This window comes from Bacillus sp. AY3-1, from assembly GCF_008368785.1.
GTDB lineage: Bacteria > Bacillota > Bacilli > Bacillales > Bacillaceae_G > Bacillus_A > Bacillus_A wiedmannii.
Genome location: NZ_QORZ01000019.1, coordinates 93,634 through 116,770 on the forward strand (window position 1 = coordinate 93,634; position 23,137 = coordinate 116,770).

At 35.7% G+C, this 23,137-nt stretch carries 13 protein-coding genes and 2 pseudogenes; 11 read left to right on the forward strand and 4 right to left on the reverse strand.

Annotation, left to right across the window (positions count from 1 at the left end):
* Positions 1 to 141: 141 nt before the first annotated feature.
* From DN389_RS20530 to DN389_RS20545, 4 genes are all read left to right on the forward strand, one after another.
* On the forward strand, positions 142 to 1,854 hold the full coding sequence (locus DN389_RS20530; RefSeq protein ID WP_098189447.1) for a peptide ABC transporter substrate-binding protein: 1,713 nt from the start codon (positions 142 to 144) through the stop codon (positions 1,852 to 1,854).
* A 339-nt stretch (positions 1,855 to 2,193) separates the two neighbouring features.
* Positions 2,194 to 3,900 (forward strand): peptide ABC transporter substrate-binding protein, encoded by a 1,707-nt coding sequence (locus DN389_RS20535; RefSeq protein ID WP_088122817.1) that lies wholly within the window; start codon positions 2,194 to 2,196, stop codon positions 3,898 to 3,900.
* A gap of 305 nt (positions 3,901 to 4,205) precedes the next feature.
* The gene (locus tag DN389_RS20540; protein WP_048565906.1) at positions 4,206 to 5,912 is read left to right on the forward strand and encodes a peptide ABC transporter substrate-binding protein; all 1,707 of its coding nucleotides are present in this window, start codon (positions 4,206 to 4,208) and stop codon (positions 5,910 to 5,912) included.
* Between the two features lie 113 nt (positions 5,913 to 6,025).
* The gene (locus DN389_RS20545; RefSeq protein ID WP_048565907.1) at positions 6,026 to 6,745 is read left to right on the forward strand and encodes a class I SAM-dependent methyltransferase; all 720 of its coding nucleotides are present in this window, start codon (positions 6,026 to 6,028) and stop codon (positions 6,743 to 6,745) included.
* Between the two features lie 40 nt (positions 6,746 to 6,785).
* Here DN389_RS20545 and DN389_RS20550 read toward each other — a convergent pair whose 3' ends face one another.
* A complete protein-coding gene (locus DN389_RS20550) occupies positions 6,786 to 7,169 on the reverse strand; it encodes a hypothetical protein (RefSeq protein WP_048544012.1) in 384 nt (127 codons plus the stop codon).
* A 135-nt stretch (positions 7,170 to 7,304) separates the two neighbouring features.
* On the opposite strand from DN389_RS20550, the gene DN389_RS20555 reads away from it, so the two are divergent.
* The 6 genes from DN389_RS20555 to DN389_RS20580 all read left to right on the forward strand — a co-directional run bounded on the left by DN389_RS20555 (position 7,305) and on the right by DN389_RS20580 (position 15,920).
* On the forward strand, positions 7,305 to 7,640 hold the full coding sequence (locus tag DN389_RS20555) for a hypothetical protein (RefSeq protein WP_048565908.1): 336 nt from the start codon (positions 7,305 to 7,307) through the stop codon (positions 7,638 to 7,640).
* 71 nt (positions 7,641 to 7,711) lie between these two features.
* Positions 7,712 to 8,050, forward strand: coding sequence for a VOC family protein (locus DN389_RS20560; protein ID WP_048565909.1), 339 nt, complete (start codon positions 7,712 to 7,714; stop codon positions 8,048 to 8,050).
* A gap of 256 nt (positions 8,051 to 8,306) precedes the next feature.
* Positions 8,307 to 10,406: a vWA domain-containing protein gene (locus DN389_RS20565; protein ID WP_149237525.1), complete on the forward strand. Its 2,100-nt coding sequence runs from the start codon at positions 8,307 to 8,309 to the stop codon at positions 10,404 to 10,406.
* 73 nt (positions 10,407 to 10,479) lie between these two features.
* On the forward strand, positions 10,480 to 13,842 hold the full coding sequence (locus DN389_RS20570; RefSeq protein WP_149237526.1) for a tubulin-like doman-containing protein: 3,363 nt from the start codon (positions 10,480 to 10,482) through the stop codon (positions 13,840 to 13,842).
* A gap of 57 nt (positions 13,843 to 13,899) precedes the next feature.
* Entirely contained in the window at positions 13,900 to 14,040 is a 141-nt protein-coding gene (locus tag DN389_RS20575; protein WP_098189443.1) for a phosphonate ABC transporter permease, read from the forward strand.
* A gap of 497 nt (positions 14,041 to 14,537) precedes the next feature.
* Complete coding sequence (locus DN389_RS20580; RefSeq protein ID WP_098189442.1) at positions 14,538 to 15,920, forward strand: APC family permease; 1,383 nt, start codon at positions 14,538 to 14,540, stop codon at positions 15,918 to 15,920.
* A 183-nt stretch (positions 15,921 to 16,103) separates the two neighbouring features.
* On the opposite strand, the gene DN389_RS20585 is transcribed toward DN389_RS20580, so the two are convergent.
* The 3 genes and pseudogenes from DN389_RS20585 to DN389_RS20595 all read right to left on the reverse strand — a co-directional run bounded on the left by DN389_RS20585 (position 16,104) and on the right by DN389_RS20595 (position 19,895).
* Positions 16,104 to 17,240, reverse strand: coding sequence for a Ger(x)C family spore germination protein (locus DN389_RS20585; RefSeq protein WP_149237527.1), 1,137 nt, complete (start codon positions 17,238 to 17,240; stop codon positions 16,104 to 16,106).
* Positions 17,241 to 18,339, reverse strand: a pseudogene (locus DN389_RS20590) (endospore germination permease).
* A pseudogene (locus tag DN389_RS20595) lies at positions 18,336 to 19,895 on the reverse strand (spore germination protein). The pseudogenes DN389_RS20590 and DN389_RS20595 overlap by 4 nt, the downstream one beginning before the upstream one ends.
* 296 nt (positions 19,896 to 20,191) lie before the next feature.
* Here DN389_RS20595 and fdhF point away from each other — a divergent pair.
* Positions 20,192 to 23,131, forward strand: a complete 2,940-nt coding sequence (gene fdhF / locus DN389_RS20600) for a formate dehydrogenase subunit alpha (RefSeq protein WP_098191196.1) — start codon at positions 20,192 to 20,194, stop codon at positions 23,129 to 23,131.
* Positions 23,132 to 23,137 lie beyond the last annotated feature (6 nt).

Sequence of the window (23,137 nt, forward strand, 5' to 3'; positions counted from 1 at the left end):
TTTCAATAATAACACTTTACAAAACTCGAAAAATTAGTAGAATAATAGTTAATAAGAATCTTCTGATAAATATATAAAGAAAAACAGAATTATCAGAAAATTCTTAAATGAGAGCGTTAAGAATTAGGGAGGGTACAGAAAGTGAAAAAGAAAAAAATGAAAAAACTAACAGCGGTTGTAGCACCAGTTTTAGCAATGAGTATGGCATTAACAGCATGTTCTACATCAGGTGGAGATAAGAAGACAAGCACAAATTCTAGCTCTGGCGGAGATAGCAAATCAGAAGAAAAATTAGCAGCGAAACAAGTGCTAAATCGTACAGAAACAAATGAGATTCCAACAATGGATACTTCTAAAAATACTGATACATTAGGTTCTCAAATTTTAGGGAACACAATGGAAGGTTTATATCGATTAGATAAAGATAACAAACCAATCCCAGCTGCGGCAGAGTCAAGCACGAAGAGTGAGGATGGTAAAAAATATACATTCAAATTACGTAAAGATGCAAAATGGTCAAATGGTGATCCAGTAACAGCAAAAGATTTCGTATTTGCATGGCAACGTCTATTAGATCCAAAAACAGCTGCTGAGTATGCATTCATTGCATTCCCAATTAAAAATGCAGAAGCGGTTAATAAAGGTGAAAAACCTGTAACAGAACTAGGAGTAAAAGCAGTAGATGATAATACTCTTGAAGTTGAATTAGAACAAGCAGTGCCATACTTCTTAAACTTAGTAGCATTCCCATCATACTATCCGTTAAATGAGAAGTTCGTAAAAGAAAAAGGGGATAAATACGGTTTAGAGTCTGATACAACAGTATATAACGGACCGTTCGTTCTTACTGATTGGAAACATGAGCAAGGCTGGAAACTAAAGAAAAACGATCAATATTGGGATAAAAAGACTGTAAAACTAGATGAAATCAATTATAGTGTAGTAAAAGAAGTAGCTACAAGAGTAAACTTATATGATACAAATGCAATTGATTTCGCGCTATTAACAGGTGAATTCGTTGATAAGTATAGAAACAATAAAGAAGAGTTTGGTTCATACTCACAAGTAAGTACTTACTTCTTACGTATGAATCAAAAACGTGGTGGACAAGATACACCGTTAAAGAGCCAAAAATTACGTGAAGCAATCGCATTATCAATCGATAAAAAGAATTTATCAAACGTTATTTTAAATGATGGATCTAAGCCTGCGGACTTCTTAGTACCGAAAGGATTAGCAACTGGACCAGACGGTAAAGACTTCCAAGAAACATTTAAAAATGGTATTAAACCAGATGCGAAAAAAGCAGCAGCTGCATGGAATGAAGCGAAAAAAGAGCTTGGGAAAGACCAAGTTACAATTGAGCTATTAAACTATGACACTGGTAATGCGAAAAAAGTTGGGGAATATGTAAAAGATCAAATTGAGAAAAACTTAAAAGGTGTAACTGTTAATATTAAACTTCAGCCATTCAAACAAAAGCTGAAATTAGAAACAGAGCAAGACTATGATATATCATTTGCTGGTTGGGGACCTGACTACGCTGACCCAATGACATTCTTAGATATGTTCCAGTCTAATCATTCTCATAACCAAATGGGCTTCGCAGATCCGAAGTATGATGATATGATCAAAAAAGCTGGCGGAGAATTAATGGGTGACGCGAAGAAACGTTGGGAAGAGCTAGGAAAAGCTGAGAAATTACTTCTTGAGCAAGATGTAGCACTTGTACCTTTATACCAACGTGGTGATGCATACGTTCAAAAGCCAAATGCAAAAGGCATCGTTCACCATAATATTAGCCCAGAGTATAGCTTCAAGTGGGCATATATGACTGAAAAAGAAGGAAAATAATTTTTAAATAGTGGTTTTATCTTTAAGTGGATATATGCAAGTTCCTTATCTTATTCTTGCATTGAGAATCTCGCTGTCCACAATAGAAGGATAAAATAATAGAGCATTCCAAAGGTAGATTCTTTACTTTTGGAATGCTTTTTATTATGAGATTAAATGTAAAAAGTAATGGATATAAGGTTTCTATTGTGAAAGGGATAATTTTTAGAATATTTTAAAAATAACTTTACAAAAACAGAAAAATCAGTAGAATATTAATTAATAAGAATTTTCTGATAACTAGTTATTAGAGAATCTATCAAAATTAGTTTCGTACATATAATTGGGGAGGGTACAAAAATGAAGAAAAAGATGAAAAAGTTCACGGCGGTTGTAGCGCCAGTTTTAGCGATGAGTATGGCGTTAACAGCGTGTTCTGGATCTGGTGGGGAGAAGAAATCAACTACGACGTCTAGTGGTGGTGGGGAAGAGAACAAATCCGAAATTAAATACGCAGCAAAACAAGTATTAAATCGTACAGAGAATCAAGAGATTCCGACGATGGATACGTCTAAATCTACTGATACGTTAGGGGCACAAATTTTAGGAAACACGATGGAAGGATTATATCGTTTGGATAAAGATAATAAGCCGATCCCAGCTGCAGCAGAATCTAGTACGAAAAGCGAGGATGGCAAAAAATATACATTTAAATTACGTAAAGATGCAAAATGGTCAAATGGTGATCCAGTAACAGCGAAAGATTTCGTATACGCATGGCAGCGCTTACTTGATAAAAATACAGCGGCAGAATATGCATTTATTGCCTACTATATTAAAAACGCAGAGGCAATTAATAAAGGTGAAAAACCTGTAACAGAATTAGGAGCAAAAGCGGTAGATGATTATACACTAGAAGTAGAACTAGAAAAACCAGTACCGTACTTCTTAAACTTATTAGCATTTCCGTCATACTATCCGTTAAATGAAAAATTCGTAAAAGAAAAAGGAGATAAGTACGGTTTAGAAGCTGATACAACGGTGTATAACGGACCATTCGTTATGGCTTCATGGAAACATGAACAAGGATGGCAGCTAAAGAAAAATGATAAATATTGGGATAATAAGACTGTGAAATTAGAAGAAATTAACTATAGTGTAGTAAAAGAAGTTGCGACGAAAGTAAACTTATATGATACAGGATCAATTGATTTTACATTACTATCAGGAGAATTTGTAGATAAATATAAATCGAACAAAGATGAGTACGGTGAGTATTCAGAAGCAAGTACATTCTTCTTACGTTTAAATCAAAAGCGTAACGGACAAGATACGCCGTTAAAGAGTAAAAAACTTCGTGAAGCAATCGCATTATCGGTTGATAAAAAAGGATTGGCAAACGTTATTTTAAATAACGGTTCAAAAGCAACGGATCAATTGGTTCCAAAAGGGCTTGCGACAGGACCAGACGGTAAAGATTATCAAGATACATTTAAAAATGGTCTGAAATATGATCCGAAAAAAGGTGCAGCAGCGTGGGAAGCAGCGAAAAAAGAACTTGGAAAAGATCAAGTTACAATTGAATTACTAAGTTATGATGATGGAACTGCGAAAAAGATTGCTGATTATGTTAAAGATCAAATTGAGAAAAATTTAAAAGGTGTAACGATTAATACAAAAATTCAGCCGTTCAAACAAAAATTAAAATTAGAGACTGCACAAGATTATGAAATTTCTTATGCAGGTTGGAGTCCAGACTATGCGGATCCAATGACATTTATTGATATGTTTGAATCGAAGAGCCCATATAACCAAATGAGTTATTCAAATGCAAAATACGACGAAATGGTACAAAAAGCAGGGAATGAATTAATGGGTGATGCGAAGAAACGTTGGGAGACGTTAGGGAAAGCAGAAAAATTATTCCTTGAAGAAGATGCTGGGTTAGTTCCTTTATATCAAACAGGAAGAGCGTATGTAATGAAACCGAATGTAAAAGGAATTGTGAAACATAACATTAGTCCAGAATATAGCTTTAAGTGGGCTTATGTAACGGAAGGAAAATAGGAAAAAAGAGCGTTTAAAAAATATATTATTTATTTTTTAAACGCTCTTTTACTATTCAATTAAATTTAAATAAATAGAGAAGAATAAGAAAAGTGGTACTTACATATAGTAGATGGGGGAGAATTCGTATAGTAGTAATAGATTGTTATTGTTTTAAATAAATTAATTATTATGAATATTCTTTAAAAATACTTTACAAATCGCGAAAAATTAGTAGAATGATAATTAGTAATAATTTTCTGGTAATTTAAATTAGAAATCTCTCAAAGTTAGTTTCGTACATATAAATTGGGGAGGGTACAAGAATGAAGAAAAAGATGAAAAAGTTTACGGCGGTTGTAGTGCCAGTTTTAGCGATGAGTATGGCGTTAACAGCATGTTCTGGATCTTCTGGTGGGGAGAAGAAAACGACAACGACATCTAATAATGGTGGAGAAGAGAAGAAATCTGATATTAAATATGCGGCAAAGCAAGTGTTAAATCGTACAGAAACGAATGAAATTCCGACGATGGACACTTCAAAAAGTACGGATACACTTGGGGCACAAATTTTAGGGAATACAATGGAAGGTTTATATCGCCTTGATAAAGATAATAAGCCAATCCCTGCTGTGGCAGAATCTAGCACAAAAAGCGAGGATGGTAAAAAATATACATTTAAATTACGGAAAGATGCAAAATGGTCGAACGGTGATCCTGTAACAGCGAAAGATTTCGTATTTGCATGGCAACGTCTAGTAGATCCAAAAACAGCTGCTGAGTATGCATTTATTGCTTACTATCTTAAAAATGCAGAAACAATTAATCAAGGAAAAGCAGAAGTAGCTACATTAGGTGTAAAAGCGGTAGATGATCATACGCTTGAAGTTGAACTAGAAAGACCAGTACCATATTTCTTGAATTTAATGGCATTTGCGTCATACTATCCATTAAATGAAAAATTCGTAAAAGAAAAAGGAAATAAATTTGGTTTAGAGTCTGATACAACAGTATATAACGGACCTTTTGTTCTTACTGATTGGAAGCATGAGCAAGGTTGGAAATTGAAGAAGAATGAGCAGTATTGGGATAAAAAGACTGTAAAACTAGATGAAATTAACTATAGTGTAGTAAAAGAACCAGCTACTAGAGTGAATTTATATGATACAGGTGCAATTGATTTCGCAATTTTATCAGGAGAATTTGTTGATAAGTATAGAAATAATAAAGAGGAATTTGGAGCATATTCAGAAACAAGTACGTTTTACTTGCGTCTAAATCAAAAGCGTGGTGGGCAAGATACACCGTTAAAGAGCAAAAAGCTACGTGAAGCAATCGCATTATCCATTGATAAGAAAGCTTTAACGAATGTTATTTTAAATGATGGTTCAAAACCAGTGGATTACTTAGTACCAAAAGGTTTAGCGAGTGGACCAGACGGTAAAGATTTCGCAGAAACGTTCAAGAATGGTTTAAAACAAGATTCTAAAAAGGCAGCAGCAGCATGGGAAGAAGCGAAAAAAGAGCTTGGAAAAGATCAAGTAACAATTGAATTGTTAAATTATGATACTGGTAATGCGAAAAAAGTTGGGGAGTATGTAAAAGATCAAGTTGAAAAGAATTTAAAAGGCGTGACAGTAAATATTAAACTGCAACCATTTAAGCAAAAACTAAAATTAGAATCAGACCAAGATTATGATTTTTCATATGGTGGCTGGAATCCAGATTATGCGGATCCAATGACGTACCTTGATATGTTTGAAACGAAAAATTCTCAAAACCAGATGAGCTACTCAAATTCAAAATATGATGATATTATTACTAAAGGTAAGACAGAATGGATGGCTGATGCAAAAAAACGTTGGACAGAGCTAGGGAAGGCAGAGAAATTGTTACTTGAGGAAGATGTAGCACTTGTACCTTTATATCAAAGTGCTAAATCATATGTTATGAAACCGAATGTAAAGGGAATTGTGAAACATAATATTAGTCCGGAATATAGTTTCAAATGGGCGTATGTAGAAGAGAAATAAAAAAGAGAAGAGCATTTTCAAGTTGCGGTATAGCACTTGGAAATGCTTTTTTTATGTGCACGATTTATTGATAGGTGAATATATGTATTATAGAAAATTTAAAGGAGAATTCTATGAAACGAAATACTTACATCGATTTCCTAGCTTATTACGGAATAGGAAGTGCTCATCCTGGTGGTTTTACGTTAACGAAACAATTGTTAGCACAATTGCCTTTTAGATATGGAGCAAATGTCCTTGAAATAGGCTGTGGTACGGGGAAAACAGCGGCATATATGAAGAAAGAATATGGTTATAAAGTAACGGCGGTTGAAAAGAATGAGATTATGATTCAAAAGGCGAAAGATAGATGGTCGTTTGAAGGAATAGACATTCAATTAATTGAAGGAAATGTAGAGCAATTACCTTGTTTGCATGACTCATTTGAGTTCGTACTCGGAGAATCGATACTCGCTTTTACAGAGAAAGAAAGGGTTATCCCGGAGTGCTATCGTGTACTACAGAAAGACGGTAAACTTGTTGTCATTGAAATGATTATTGATAGGCACATTGAGAAGAGTGAGGAAGGAAAAATTGCCCGACTATACGGGATGAAAGAACTATTAACTGAGAGTGAATGGGTACAATTATTTCAGAAAGCAAATTTTAAAAGAATTACAATTGCTGGCGGTGGTACAATTGCAGAAACAATCTCGGGCTATATAGAAGAGCCAGAATGGAATGTATCCTCGCATATTCCAAATGAATTATATGAGGCATGGGTACAGCATGAAAATGTACGACTTATGTACCAACATATTTTAGGACATCGTATTTTTATATGTGAAAAATAAAGAAAGAGAGTTGACTAAAGCTAGTCAACTCTTTACTATGTTAAATGAAAAATAATGCAGCTAATGTAATTCCGAAGATGAAACCAAATCCGAGTTCAACGCCCCAGCCGCCGCCACCCCAGCCACCACAACTACCGCAACCACGACCGCCACATCCACAGCCGCTGAATCCACCACCACAACCAAATCCGCAACTATCACATCTGCTAAGGCCCCCACAAAGGTCACAGCCACCGTTTGCATATGCGTCATAGTATCCAAATCCTGTATCAAAAGATGAGCGCTGTTGCACTGGTTCAATCCATACAGAGCTGTTTGTCACATCAATTATTTTGCCTAAATGAATGCGACCATCACGATCTTCAATTCGAACGACTTTACCGAAATAACGTTGGCACGTATCGTAACATTTTTGTCTATGCATGTTCTTTCCTCCTTCCCCATTACAGTAATACGATATGTAATGGGGACAAGTGCGGCTTGTACGAATGCCCTATCTATCATAATTGTTATAGGAAAGGGGAAATATAGGAAGAGGATATATAAGGAGGCAAAAGGCATGAAATCTACAGATCAGTTTCAGATATACGAAGTACCGTGGGAAGAGTTTATTGAAGCTTTGCGAGAGGAAATGAAGAAGCAAGTTGGGGCAGATATTATTGATACAATAGTTTGCAATTTAGAAGATGGTTTTGAAGTGTATACATATGTGCAAGGAGATTTGGATTTTGAATATAAGGAAGCGCTTGAAAGGAAATACGGGAGCGATGCAAAAACTCCTAACGTGTTAACAATTATGTTATTAGCTAGCATTTATAGTACAAGTGAAGAGAATTTACGCTTACATGCGGATCATAAAGATAATCCGATTGTTGAAGTGTATGTGAAGAAATGAAACACGCTGTGAAAGGCGTGTTTTTTAATTGTATGATAAAATGTTAGAAAATTAAGAAAGAAGGTGATAGGTTGGGAATTAAACATCTTAATTTAACAGTTGCAGATGTAGAAGCTGCGAGAGAGTTTTTAGCAAAGTATTTTGGTTTAACTTGTAGCGGAACAAGGGGAAATGGCTTTGCAGTTATGCGTGATAATGATGGGTTTATATTAACGTTAATGAAAGGGAAAGACGTACATTATCCAAAAACATTTCATGTAGGATTTCCACAAGAAAGTGAAGAACAAGTAGATAAGATAAATCAAAGATTGAAGGAAGATGGATTTTTGGTTGAGGCTCCTAAACGTGCACATGCGTATACGTTTTATGTGGAAGCACCTGGTGGATTTGCAATTGAAGTGATGTGTTAATTTAAAATCAAACTTTTTGTTAAGTGTTTTCAATATGAAAAGTAGGAAAAGTCTGTTTTAAGTGTAGAGCTTAAACAGGCTTTTTTACTTATAGTATCGGATGGAAAACGCTAGAAGGAATAATATTCAGTTTTTATAACTGTTTACATAATAAAGTTATGATGCGCTAGTTGTCCTAAAATACAAGTCATATATCTTGTATCCTCTCATAAATTTAAACATAGGAATTTGTCTACAAAGGTGGCGAAGCCTCATCATGAAAATTCGAATTTGTGCCACATTCATGTTGTTTCTATTTATATGGTTACATCCTTTTTGGACTTTTGCAAAAGGAGAGGAGGCAAAGGAAAGGGTCGTTTCACTTGTATATGATGATTCGGGCAGCATGAGAAATAACGATCGCTGGAAATATGCCAATTACGCTTTGCAAAGTTTAGTTGCGCTATTAGATGAAAAAGATAAATTTTCTTACGTTCCAATGAGCAAGCCGAATGATCCATTAAACATTTCGTTAACGAAGGATAAGAGACAAACAGAAATTGAGGGAATTGGAGCATGGAAAACGCATTTAAATACTCCGTTTAGCGCAGTAGAGACGGCGATGCAATCTATAAAAAAGGAAGCAGATATAGATGGAAAACGTGAATTTTGGCTTATTGTCTTAACTGACGGGGCATTTAATGATTTAGAGAAAGATAAGGTTGGCGGAAAAGAACAAATTACACAGAAGCTAGCACAGTTTAAGAAAGAAATGGATGCAAAAAAGATATCGTTACATCCAATTTTAATTACGATGGAAGAGGATTTAGGGCAGCAAGAAAAGGCACAACTAAATACGTTTAAAGAAATATGGAAGAAAGAGATAAATGGCGTTACGATGCCATCTAGTGGAGAGGATGGTATTGTAAAAAGCGTCAATCAAGTGGCAGCATTAGTTGCAAATCGTGATCCGTTCTCCTCGGTTGAATCGATTGTAAAAACGAAAGTAGTAGGAAAGAAAGTAGAGATTACAACACCATTCCCGTTAAAGCGTATGACGCTTGTACGGCAATCGCCTTCTTTGTCTAATTATCAGGTCACACAAATTTCTAAACCATTACAATTACAATCTTCTTATTCCATACATGCACCAGGAGAAGCGAAATTATTCGGAAATATAGTTCATATAAGTACGGAAAATCACGAAGTTATTAAACCAGGAACGTATACGATAGAAGTGGATCGAGATATTGAGAAAGAAGGATTACAAGTACTAGTTGAACCGGCGCTTAACTATACTGTTTCTACTTATGACAAAGACGATAGTAGTCAAAAAAATGTGGAGAAAATGTACGAAGGTGTTACTGCTGTTATTGAAGCGAAGCCTACGGAATTACCAATTCAGTCTTCATATTTTCAGTCAGAAGTAGAAATAGACGGAAAACAGTACCCGATGAAGTGGGACGATAAAAAACATGTATTTTACTACGAAACGAAGATCGATAAAGGGTTAGTGCGCGGGAAAGTTCATATGAACATAAAGGGGTTTTACAGACAGACGAAGGAATTTAAAATTGAAGTAACTGAAAAACCAAAATTATCATTGCAAACTATTACGAAAGATTATGAGGAAAAAGTAACGAATTTAGAGAATAGTAAACCGTTTATTATACAACCACAGTTAGATGGTAAGCCGATGACAGAAGAAGCTGTAAAGAAACTATTAAAATCTACTGGTGTCACATCTAAACAATCAATCAACTATGAAATAAAACAACAGGATAATCAAATTTATATTTATCCTCGCCCTCATTACTCCGACACATTCAATTTTACAGATACCGGCACCGTAGAAGCTACCATCGTAGTGCAAGATTCAAAATTACAAGAAGTAAAGAAAAATATATCACTTCATATTCAAAATGCACCGTTCTATGAAAAATATGCGCTTATTTTTAAGTTTGTTATTCCTATCACTTTATTATTGTTAGTAGTAGGAATAATCGTTTTAGGATGGATTGTTCGTCCAAGATTTCACCGAAAAGCACTATTGTATTACGAATGGGATCAAGAGGTAGCGAAAGATTGGTTATATCAATCTGAGCCAGAATTACTTAAAAATAAATGGTGGAAACACTATTTTGGCATTCCATTCCGAGCAGAAAGAAAGACTGTGCAATCCGTTACGTTTATAGCAAAGAAAGGATCGAAATCAATATTTGTAGCGAAAGAGTCACAAGTAGTAGGAATGATTATTGATGGGATGTTTATAACAGAAGATGAGGTTGGAATGGAACATAAGACGCTATATCCAAATGAACTTTTAGTAATTGATAGAGGGTATGGTAAAGAAATTTACAAATATGAGTGTGAATAGTAGATAGGGAAAAGGAGGGAGTCTTATCTTTCTCCCCTCTTTTCAAACAAGCAAGAATAGGAAGGTGGTTCACATGACGTTACAAGTTCCAACGATATTAATTGGTTTAGGTGGAATCGGTAGTACTGTAACACATCAAATATATGAAAGGCTACCTGAGGAGCGCCGAAAAAAGGTAGCAATGCACGTATTTGATACAGATGTGAATACATTGAGTAAATTTGATCATATTCGAAAGTTTAAGACGCAAACGAGTTCTAGTAAAACGCCAAGAGAGTATATTGCAGGAGATCCAACGATTCCAGAGTGGTTTCCGATGGACCCGACTATACTTGATAAACCACTGACAGAAGGGGCAGGACAGTTACGCGTCATTTCCCGTTTAGCGTTACTTGCTGCGATGAAAGAAGATAAATTGACATCCTTTTGGCAAGAAATCGAGAAGATTTTTCCGGTTACAAGCGATCAAACGGAATATGGAGTGCGTGTCATTATCGTAACATCACTAGCGGGCGGAACAGGTTCAGGGATGTTTCTACAAATTGCATTATATTTACGTGAAATGCTTCGGAAAAAACTGCAGCATCACAACATTTTAATACGTGGTGCGTTTTTAATGCCGGATGTTTTAGTTAAGACGAGAACGGTTAGTGCGAAAGAGTTTGAAACGGTGCAAGCAAACGGCTATGCCTCGTTAAAAGAATTACATGCCATTACACTCGGTTCCACTGGAGAATTATCAAAACGTGGCGGTGTGACGATTGAATTAGAATATCGACCTGATCAAGTAGATGAAGACGGAAGAACGAATCATACGATTAAACAACATCATTTACCATACAATTATTGTTTCCTATACGATTACGAAAATCTACATGGACACCATCTGCACAATTTATCAGATTATATGGAGCAAATGGCAAATACGATTTATTTACAGTTATTTAGTCCGATGTCTGCAAATCATTTTGCACAGGAAGATAATCAAATTCAGCAATTAGCAGAATCAAGTGGGAAAGGACGATATTGCGGGGCAGGAACGGCAAAGATTATTTATCCGTATGAGCACGTGTTAAAATATTGTGCTTTAAAATGGGCTGTGCAAGGTTTAGATGAGTCTTGGCTGCATTTAGATCAACTGTTTCAAGAGAAGAAGCAAAGATATGACCAAGACGTCAAACGCGGGATGCAACGTGAAAAGCCAGAGCGTGGGAAAAGTTATTTAGAAGACTTAGAACATCTTGCTACCCGTCCAGAACAGGCTCATATTTTTTATAGACAAATGTACAATGAAACGCGTGAAGGAGCAGAGGGCGGTAAGGTCGGTGTTGCGAAATCTAAACTGTTTTTAGAGGCTGTAGAAAGTTATGTACAGCGTACGGTGCAAAAAGATGAGGAATTAAACCGACTGCAGCACGAGTGTAAAATTTCGGCTGCGAAACTGAAAATGATGGAGCAAATGAAAGGTGAAGTAGCAAGGGTGGATCATGCGGTTCGTTTATATGCGTATGCGATTCCGAGCCGCGTACATGAGCATGTAACGACACTATTGTATGACATGATTGAATCAGACCGTTTTGCACCAAGTGGTTCTGAAGGGCAGTCCTATCAATTAAATACATGGTTTTTAAAGAAAACGGATCCTGTTCATCCAGTATCAGCTCGTTTTATGTTGTATGAAATTCGAAAGCAGTTAGTCGAGAAAATGAATCGACTACATGAAAATAATGAACAAAAGCGTAATTTAATTCAAAACTACGATAAGAAATTTAATGTAAGTAATATTGATGGAACGGTAACAGCTGTTCGCCGAGTAGAAATCGCGCAGCAACAAGGCTGGTTTGGAAAAATGATTAATAATCAGCAGCGTTTGTTTAAAAAAGAATTTGAAGATATTGTAACGCAGTATGTACACAAATTAAACGAGTATCGCAAAGAAATGCTATTAGAACTCGTTTATCAATCGCTTTATCAAGCAGTTAATAAAATGATTCAATATTGGGAAAGGTTTTTTGATAATTTACACGAAACGCGTGAAAATTTATTGTTTGAAATTCAAAAACGAAGCAAGGAATTTGAAGGGAAAACAAACCCAACGAATGTATACGTATTAGCTGAAGAGAAGTTGCAAGAAAAAATATGGCAAGATATGCAGCAACATTTAAATTTGGGAGTATTACCGAAAGATATATCTGCGGAAATTTATATGAGTTTATACGGGGAATATTGCCGGGATGCAAAAACAGAAGAGATTCAATCGAAAAAAGTAGAAGATTTTTATCGTGAGCACATACTAAGTTATTGCTACGATGAATTACAAATACGCTATCGTGATAAATTAGAGCTGAATATCGTTGAGGCGTTACGAAAAGAGGCGGATTATAAGAAGCGTGATCGTAATGAATACGTCCGTGAAAAAATTGAAGACTTGTTCCATTTAGCAAGTCCATTCGTTCCGAAAGTTTCCCATCATAGGGAATTACAATATTGGGGTATACATCCATCTTTAAAGAAAGAATTGCAAGAAGAATTAATTCAAGAAATGTTTAAAGAAAAAGATACAGTACATGAAGCTTTTTCGCCATTTGAAGTCATTTGTTATCGTGCGCATTATGGTTTATCATTACAAGACTTTCCTAAGCTGTCGTCTGGCCATATTGCAAATGGATTTATGAATGATAAAGGTGATTATTTTCAGTCATACTATCGCCGTGTGAACAAGTTGAATAGTAAAAAATCTAGTTTAACGCCGCATTTAGATAAGTATTGGCACTTACCAGCATTCATGCCAGACTTAAATGCAACGCAAACGAAACTGGATTACGATAAATGTAATCGCGCTCTTCTATACGCGTATATGTATCGCTGGATTAGTTTAGTTGCTGTTGATGGTCAGTTCGTGTATCAATATAACGGCGTTGGACGTAGCTTCTTAATTCAGTCGATGGGAAAAAATATTTCAAGTGAAAGTTACAAATTACACAGAGCATTGCTTCATAATCCGTTTATTTATGAAAACATCTTGTCCAGATTTGAAGAAGAACAAGAAAAAGCTATGATACAGGGCGGACATTTATATACACATCCGTTCGTATTAGGTGCTCAAGATATTAGATGGCTTCGTAAAGAGCATGTCCATAATATTTTAGATATGATTTTAATGTATGACCGTGAAGCAAAATATGACCCAACGCTAGAAGAAACTTCTGATGAATTATTAAGGCTATTCCTTGATGAAATTGAGTTGTATTTCCAAAATTATTACGGTACAGGTGCTGATATGGTTGCAAAGAAAGAGAAAGAAATGTTTATTAAACAATTGTGGGATCGTTCGTACGCGAAAGGTTATGTAGATCCAAATAGTGCTCCTTATAAAAAGTGGCAAAATTTATTAAGCGTTCATGATGAAGAGGAAACGCCAAAAACGAATGTATAATGAATGAAAAGGGAATCCTTAAAAGTGGCAATACAACTTTAGAAAAGAGGGATTCCGATGCCGTTTTTAGGAAGTGTATATCAAATATTTGGATTGTATCCAGAAATTTATTATGGAATGATTTCAGCTGAGATAGAAGAAGAAGCTCAGAAAGAGAATCTTGAAAATAGTAGTGCAGAAGCTGAAGTGAAAGAATAAAAAAAGTGCAGATGAAAATCTGCACTTTTTTATTCGCTTAAAAAGGTTGCATAACTTCAAATGAATTATTATTTAAAGATAGCATTTTGATTAAAGGTATGATGATTTCATTTGAATTTTATGTAATGTAAATTGTATAAAAATCAGTGAGGGGAAATGAATATGAACATGAAAGTAGAAAGAAACAATGTTTTCGAGAAAATAATTATGTTTAAAAATAACATTTGATACATAATTAACCGTATTTGTTTAATTAATTTTATTGTTGACAATATAATTAATTGTATGATAAATTCAATCAGCATTCTTAGAGATGTGTTTTCAGAATAATTATTTTTTGGATTTAATACGAATTAAAAAGATTGATTTTTCTGTTTTTAAGATTGCTAAGTCTATAAGAGAAAAGGAGTAAAGTTTGTATAATTTTATTTTCTAAACAGAACAGTAATAAAGATTGTAATTAGTAAGAGATAAACTTGAAAAAGAGGTTTCAATGAATGAGTCTTTTAATAAAGAAAACAATGGATGAAGAAAAGAAAAAAGTATTGAATCAAACTTTAGGAGCGATTGATTTAACTCTTTTAGGAATTGGAGCGATTATTGGTACAGGGATTTTTGTATTAACTGGTATCGTAGCGGCGAAACATGCTGGTCCAGCGATTGTATTATCATTTATATTAGCGGCCATTGTATGTGCATGTGTAGCTTTCTGTTATGCTGAATTTGCATCTGCAGTTCCAGTTTCAGGAAGTGTATATTCGTATACATATATGACATTAGGTGAGATTTTTGCATTTATTGTTGGTTGGTGTGTGATGTTGGAGTACTTATTAGCAACTTCTGCGGTGGCAGCAGGATGGTCAGCTTATTTTCAGTCATTGCTACTAGGGTTTAATATTCACCTCCCTACAACCTTTGCATCAGCACCTGGCATGGGGAAGGGTGGAATTATTGATTTACCAGCGGTTCTGATTATTTTAGTTGTCACATTTTTATTAAGTCGTGGTGCAAAAGAAAGTGCCCGAATTAATAATATAATGGTTATTATTAAACTGGCTGTTATTGTAGGATTTATTATTGTAGGGACACAATATGTAAAACCAGAAAATTGGCAACCATTTCTACCGTTTGGTTTTCACGGTGTGGTAGGAGGAGCAGCCACTGTATTCTTTGCTTTTTTAGGATTTGATGCAGTTGCAACAGCTGCAGAGGAAGTGAAGCGTCCACAGCGTAACGTACCGATTGGGCTACTTGTTTCTTTATTCATTTGTACCGTTCTATATGTAGGAGTTTCATTCGTGTTGACTGGAATGGTTCCGTTTACGGAGTTGAATGTTGCTGATCCAGTTGCATATGCGTTGCGCACTGTAGGAGAAGATAGAATTGCTGGCTTGTTATCGGTGGGGGCAATAGCGGGGCTAACGACAGTTCTGTTAGTAGCTATGTTTGCATTTGTTCGTGTATCTTACTCGATGAGTCGAGATGGGTTGTTACCAAAAAGACTTTCCAGTGTTCATAAACGTTTACAAACGCCATTTTTTAATACATGGGTTACAGGTATACTAGCAGCTTTATTAGCGGGATTAGTGGATTTGAATTTATTGGCTAATTTAGTGAATATGGGAACGATAACAGCATTTGTTTTTGTATCTATAGCTGTCATTGTATTAAGGAAGACACATCCTAATATGAAAAGACCATTCCGTGCGCCCCTAGTACCTTTTTTACCTATCGTTGCAATAGTAAGTTGTATATATTTAGCTTTGAACCTTTCTAAGCTTACTTTAATTAGTTTTGTGGCATGGATTATAATTGGTGTTTTTATATATTTTATATACGCAAAAAAACATAGTAATGTTAGAAACAGAAATAGAGTATAGTCTGTTGAAATAATACTTGTAATGTAAAGGAAAACACGCTATCTGTTCTTTAAGAACAGATAGCGTGTTTTTATTATTTATTAATCACATAATAAGAGTATAGTCTGTTGAAATAATACTTGTAATGTAAAGGAAAACACGCTATCTGTTCTTATAAGTATAAGAACAGATAGCGTGTTTTTATTATTTAATAATCCCGTTCTCTAAAATTTTAATAGTAGGTGCTACTTTCACATTAGCCTTTGAAAAGGCACTCGGCCAATCGTCTTCAACCGTTTTCCATTCTTTATATTGAAATGCTCTCGCATAATCACCAAATCCGAATGGATCGAGTTGTTGTTTTTGAATTTTTTGGATTAAATCGTTTAAGTCTTTGTTTAGTTGTTTTGTAATAAGTGAAGTTAATTTCTTTCTATCTTTATCTATATCCATGTTGAATGTAAGTTCAGATACGGAAATTTTAAAATCCATTACAATATTAAATTTGAAGTGATTGTCGCTATAGCCTGTGTGAATGTCACGATTCATGCTAAGAACATTTATTGTTACGAAATCGTCACCTTCTGTATCTTTTCGATGACTATTACTTTCAACTGAATGAGAAGGGATTTTCAGTGTAAGTGAAACAGGTATATTCGCTTTTTTTTGCAACATAAGAAGAAGGGCACTTTCATAGCGATTTAAAGACATTTTATAGATTCCACGAGAAGTTAATAATGCAGAGCCGGTAACGAGAATATCTTTTTTACCTTTTTTTATTTCTGAGATAGCAGGTGTTATACCTTTATTAAAAGTTTGCCTATGAAATTCATGGAATGTCGTAAACACGGTTCGATTGTATAGTTTGTTCGTATTAATTAAATCTGTTAAATACTCGGGAAGGGCAGGTTTATCTTTGAAATTATTATATATAACTGAAGAGATTGGACCGTCTACTGCAACCATGCGCATATTTCCAGTATTTTTAGGGTCGCGATACCAAACATCAAGGTAAGGCATAGCTCCTTCTTGTTTTAAAAATTTCGTGCTAAATAAAATGAGTTGTAACTTTTCTGTAGATACTAAACCGCTACTTGAACTATTAAATGTTGCTTTTGCTTCTCGAGGGGTATGTACTGTCGCTTCATGAGTTTCGTATTTTTTCTCCACATCTTCATTAAAAATAGGGTTTACGTGGTATACAATTAATTTTCCTTTTGCTTTTGCGTCAAACCCGTAAATTAATGAAATGGATTGTTTTTCTAGGTCGAGCCGATCTCCTCCACATCCTGTTAAAGAGGTTATGAGAAAGCAAAATATAGTGAAAATAAAGCGTCTCATTTAAATTTTTCTCCTTTTCCAATGCTGATAAAGTGTCATGTATAAGAGAAATACGACTGGGAATAGAAAAACGATAAAATAACTTGCAGTTCCCCAAAATTTCCGCAATGCACTTATTTGATACGAGGATGGGATATAAAAAAATAAAACGAAAACACACCCGAATAATAAAAACCAAACAGGTAATGAACTCCCTTTTTGGTTAAGTAACTGATTGATTCCATCTGAAGCAGTGAAAATATAAGGAATGCAAGAATCAAAAATAATGAAGAGATAAAATGACAAAAAGATAATTTCAAACCGTTCCAGAAATGAAAAGTGAAATGGTGTAACAAGAGAAAGAGTGGGCCATAAAAACTTAGTTATACCATCTGGGCTAAAATAAACGAAAGAAACGAACGTAACTTGCAGGTAAACGAATAAAGTAATCATATTTGCAATAACGATTCCTTTTTTTGCAGATGATTTATTACTGAGATAAGGATAAAGGACAAATGCAAACTCAAATCCGAGAAAGGCAATAATAGTTGATTTTACTGTGTTGAAAACTGGTAGCCATCCCTCTTTAAGGAGAGGAAGAAGATAAACCCAATGCCCGTCTTTAAGTGGGATAAATAATAGCAATGGCATCCAGAGTGTAAATAAGACAGTAAAAACAGCATAGCGGCTAATAATAAGAACACCTTTACATGCGAGCATAACCATTGGGATAGATAATAACATCATGATTAAAAACATTGGAGATCTAGGTAAAATCCAAATGTGAATAACGTATAAGAGGGAAAAAATTAAGGATACAGCTGCAAGAACAGCATATAAAATCCAAAAAATCATTCCTACTCTTCCTAGCCACTTCCCAAGATAACGAGTTAGCACATCAAGTAAAGTATAACTGGGATTTTTTTTCCATAATTTTTACAATACATAGACTGACTAAAGTAGTGATAGCGCATCCTATTATAATAGACATCCAGCCATCTGTATTCGCCCCTTGCGCAACTTCACGTGGCAGTGTAAGTACACCGAACCCTACTTGAACACCACTAATCGTTAAAATGTATTGAAATAAACTAATCTCCCTCTTTGCACGCTTTGTCACTTATCTTCTTCCGTTTCTTCTATATCGCGTTGTCGATTCTCTTGTTTTAAGTTAAGGGATAGTGGTCGTTTCTTCATTAGTTTCCATGGTAAACGTACAAGAATGTCTTTTAAATCTGAAGCAAATGACGGAGAAAAAGGACTACCATAAGGAACACCAAGTGATTCCATAGAAAGAATATGGATGATGATAACTGCCATCCCGACCATAATTCCAATGATCCCAAACAAAGAAGCGGTTATCATCATTGGAAAGCGAAGAAGCTGAATTCCTGCTGACATTTCCATGTTAGGGATGATAAAAGAAGCGACTGCAGTAATAGATACGACGATAACCATAACATTACTTACTATTCCTGCTTGGACAGCAGCTTGTCCAATGACAATCCCTCCTACGACTCCAATCGTTTGTCCAACGGGACCAGGAAGCCGAACCGCAGCTTCGCGGAGCATTTCAAGTACTAGTTCCATCAAAAGTGCTTCTAATATAGGGGGGGAAAGGAATTTTAGCTCGAGATTCTCCAATTGTTAACAATAATTTAAGTGGAATCACTTCATAATGAAAGGAAATCATAGCAATATAAAGAGCTGGAGCAAATATTGCAATAAATAGTCCGGTAAAACGAAGTAGTCGTATGAAAGATGGAATCATTGGCCGGAAGCTGTAATCATCTATCGTCTGAAAAAAAGATGAAAAGGTCATAGGTCCAATTAATACGCCGGGTGAGCGGTCTACAACAACAGCAATTCGTCCATCCAAAATGTGATGGGCCGTTGTATCAGGACGTTTGGTTATTGATAATTGCGGAAAGAGAGTATAGGAATTATCTTCAACAAACCCTTCTAATTCTCCGGTAGTAATAATGGCATCCACTTTCATTGATTCGATACGGCATGCCATTTCTTGTACAACGTCTTCGTTTGCAACGTCTGCTAAGTACAGCAAAAAAACCTTTGAAGTAGCTCGTTCACCAACAGTGAATTCCTTCACTTTCAATTCGCGATTTGGAATATATCGACGAATAAGTGCAAGACTGTCGCTCGCTACTTCATTAAATCCTTCGTGGGAGCTTTTTATAGCAGTTTCTGTTGTAGGTTCTTCAATACTTCTTTTTGGCGCCGATTGCGTATCTAGTTCTAATGCTGTAAGTTGTCCATTTATAAATAAAATGCTTTTACCATGTAAAAGGGAATGTTCAATGTCGGACCACTGCTGAACTTTCTTTATATTCCCGACTGTAACTGAGGATTCCCAACAATCAACTTCATTCCACTCTTTAAATAGGAGAGGTCGAAGAATATCAATGTTAATAACGGTTTTGTCTACAAGTCCTTCCATATATATAATTGCAGCTTCTTATATATAATTGCAGCTTCTTTTCCGTTTTTTAACGGAAAAGTACGTGTAATTAATTCTGGAATACCGCTAAAAAGTTTGGACAAGTGCTTTAGATTAAGGGAAAGAGAGGAAGAGATAGATTTATTTAAAAGGTGATCAGCTTGTTCTTGTGCAGAGAAAGATTTTTCACCACGTATCCATTTATTAAAAGACCCCATTTGTTCGCTTACTCCTTGTTATGTTTTATATGGGTTATTATGGATAGTTCCGTGCTGACATATGCGTAGTTTAAATTTTATATTGTATATTTCCATCTTTAACGCTATAATTATAGTGTTAAAGATGGAATCGTGATATGACCTGTTATGAATCTATCGTTTTATTTATGAATAAATGGATTGGTATTTTAGCAAGATGTGCTAATAAACTACTCCACCATGATAATAACGTGCCGAAATGTGGTGCGTATATTTTCGTGGTGGAGTTTTTTTATTCTCAAAAAGGGGGAAAGACCATGAATAACAACATGGTTCATATTACAATTGACGGAAAAAAGTATACAGCGGAGCCTGGTTCAACGATATTGGGTGTTATTAATGAGAACGGGATTGAACATCCGCAAATTTGTTACGTGCCAGAAGTAGATCCTATTCAAACATGTGACACTTGTATTGTAGAGGTTAACGGAAAGTTAGTGCGCTCTTGTTCGGCAGTAGTGACAGAAGGTATGAACATTGAACGTAATTCTGCTCATGCCAAAGAAGCACAAACAGAGGCAATGGATAGGTTACTAGAAAATCATTTATTATACTGTACAGTATGTGACAACAACAATGGGAACTGTAAACTGCATAATACAGCAGAATTAATGGAGATTGAACATCAAAAATATCCTTATGAACCAAAAGTAGATGCAAGTGAAGTTGATATGACGCATCCGTTTTATCGCTACGATCCTAATCAATGTATTGCATGCGGTCAATGTGTTGAGGTTTGTCAAAACTTACAAGTAAATGAAACGTTATCAATAGACTGGGAAGCGGAACGTCCACGAGTTATTTGGGATGAAGGAGTAAATATTAATGATTCTTCATGCGTGAGCTGTGGTCAATGTGTAACCATTTGTCCTTGTAATGCTTTAATGGAGAAAACGATGCTCGGTGAAGCTGGATTTATGACGGGATTAAAAACAGATATTCTTGAACCGATGGTAGATTTAATTAAAGAAGTTGAGCCTGGATATAGCGGCATTTTTGCGGTATCAGAAGTGGAAGCGGCTATGCGTGATACTCGTACGAAGAAAACGAAAACAGTATGTACATTTTGTGGTGTAGGTTGTTCATTTGAAGTGTGGACGAAAGGGCGTAAAATCCTTAAAGTACAACCTTCTTCTGATGCGCCAGTTAACGCAATTTCTACTTGTGTAAAAGGAAAATTCGGTTGGGATTTCGTAAATTCTAAAGAAAGAATTACGAAACCTTTAATTCGTAAAAATGGAACGTTTGTTGAATCTACATGGGAAGAAGCACTAAATGTAGTTGCAAGTAAATTAGGATCTATTAAAGAAGAATACGGTAAAGATGCTGTCGGCTTTATTTCTTCATCTAAAATTACGAATGAAGACAATTATGTAATTCAGAAATTAGCTCGACAAGTATTTGAAACGAATAATATTGATAACTGCTCACGTTATTGTCAATCGCCAGCGACAGACGGATTATTCCGTACAATTGGTATGGGCGGAGATGCTGGAACGATTAAAGATATCGCAAAATCCGGTCTTGTTATTATTGTAGGTTGTAATCCGACAGAAGGTCATCCTGTTTTAGCTACACGTATTAAACGTGCGCATAAATTACACGGACAAAAATTAATTGTGGCTGATCTTCGTAAAACAGAAATGGCAGAGCGTTCAGACGTTTTTATTAGTCCAAAACAAGGAACAGATCAAGTATGGTTAATGGCTGTTACGAAATATATGATTGACCAAGGCTGGCACGATCAACGATTTATTGATGAGAATGTAAACTTCTTTGAAGATTTTAAAGAGAGTCTTACAGAATATACACTTGAATATGCAGAAGAAATGACTGGTATTTCAAAAGAAATACTTATTCAAATGGCTGAAATGATTCGTGATGCAGATGGTACATGTATCCTTTGGGGTATGGGAGTAACGCAAAATACAGGTGGATCGGATACTTCCGCTGCGATTTCAAACTTACTGCTTGCAACAGGTAATTATCGTCGTCCAGGTGCTGGTGCATATCCACTTCGAGGTCATAATAACGTACAAGGTGCTTGTGATATGGGTACTTTACCAGGATGGCTTCCTGGATATCAGCACGTTACTAACGATATGGAACGTGCGAAATTTGAAATGGCTTACGGAGTGAAAATTAATAGTGAACCAGGTCTTAATAATATTGAAATGCTTCAAGCAATTGATGAAGGGAAAATGAAAGCTATGTATCTTGTCGGAGAGGATATGGCTCTTGTAGACTCTAATGCGAACCACGTACATGAAGTGTTATCAAGCCTTGATTTCTTCGTTGTACAAGACGTTTTCTTATCTAAAACTGCTCAATATGCAGATGTTGTATTACCGGCAGCACCGTCTCTTGAGAAAGAAGGTACTTTCACAAATACAGAGCGTCGTGTACAAAGATTGTATCAAGTTCTTCCTACGCTTGGAGATGCGAAGCCAGATTGGTGGATTGTGCAGGAGATTGCGAATAAATTAGGTGCAAACTGGAATTATAGCCATCCAAGTGAAATTTTTGCTGAAATGGCAAGTTTATCACCACTATTCTCACAAGCAAACTATGAAGTACTTGAAGGGTGGAATAGTTTCCATTGGGGAAGTTTTGATGGAACGAATACACCACTTCTGTTCCAAGATGGATTTAACTTCCCAGATAAAAGAGCTCGTTTTGCGATTGCTGACTGGGTACGTCCAGCTGAATTCCCAGCGGAGTTCGATCTTCACATTAATAACGGTCGTATGCTTGAGCATTTCCATGAAGGGAATATGACAAATAAATCAACAGGTATTCAAACGAAAGTACCTGGTGTGTTTGTAGAAGTTTCTCCAGCACTTGCAAAAGAACGTGGAGTGAAAACAGGTTCATTAGTTCGTCTTGTTTCTCCTTTTGGAGCATTAAAATTACGTGCACTTGTAACAGACCGTGTAAAAGCGAATGAGTTATATTTACCGATGAACTCTACAGATAATGAAACAGCAATTAATTTCTTAACAGGTCCTGCTGTGGACGTACGTACGAACACACCTGCTTATAAACAAACGAAAGTGCGTATGGAAGTGCTAGAAGTTGATGGCGCAAATCCGATGCCAAAAGCGAACCCGCGTAACAAAAAACGTCATCCTCAAGCTGGTATTGAGGTAAATCGTAAGTGGGCACGTCCAGGGTATGTGCATTTAACGGATAAGTAGGAGGAG

Bases quoted from the DNA above. Each gene is read 5' to 3' on its own strand.
- DN389_RS20555 (WP_048565908.1), top strand. From the start codon at position 7,305: ATGAAATCTACAGATCAGTTTCAGATATACGAAGTACCGTGGGAAGAG.
- DN389_RS20575 (WP_098189443.1), top strand. From the start codon at position 13,900: ATGCCGTTTTTAGGAAGTGTATATCAAATATTTGGATTGTATCCAGAA.
- DN389_RS20580 (WP_098189442.1), top strand. From the start codon at position 14,538: ATGAGTCTTTTAATAAAGAAAACAATGGATGAAGAAAAGAAAAAAGTA.
- DN389_RS20565 (WP_149237525.1), top strand. From the start codon at position 8,307: ATGAAAATTCGAATTTGTGCCACATTCATGTTGTTTCTATTTATATGG.
- DN389_RS20570 (WP_149237526.1), top strand. From the start codon at position 10,480: ATGACGTTACAAGTTCCAACGATATTAATTGGTTTAGGTGGAATCGGT.
- DN389_RS20535 (WP_088122817.1), top strand. From the start codon at position 2,194: ATGAAGAAAAAGATGAAAAAGTTCACGGCGGTTGTAGCGCCAGTTTTA.
- DN389_RS20585 (WP_149237527.1), bottom strand. From the start codon at position 17,240: ATGAGACGCTTTATTTTCACTATATTTTGCTTTCTCATAACCTCTTTA.
- fdhF (WP_098191196.1), top strand. From the start codon at position 20,192: ATGAATAACAACATGGTTCATATTACAATTGACGGAAAAAAGTATACA.
- DN389_RS20550 (WP_048544012.1), bottom strand. From the start codon at position 7,169: ATGCATAGACAAAAATGTTACGATACGTGCCAACGTTATTTCGGTAAA.
- DN389_RS20545 (WP_048565907.1), top strand. From the start codon at position 6,026: ATGAAACGAAATACTTACATCGATTTCCTAGCTTATTACGGAATAGGA.
- DN389_RS20540 (WP_048565906.1), top strand. From the start codon at position 4,206: ATGAAGAAAAAGATGAAAAAGTTTACGGCGGTTGTAGTGCCAGTTTTA.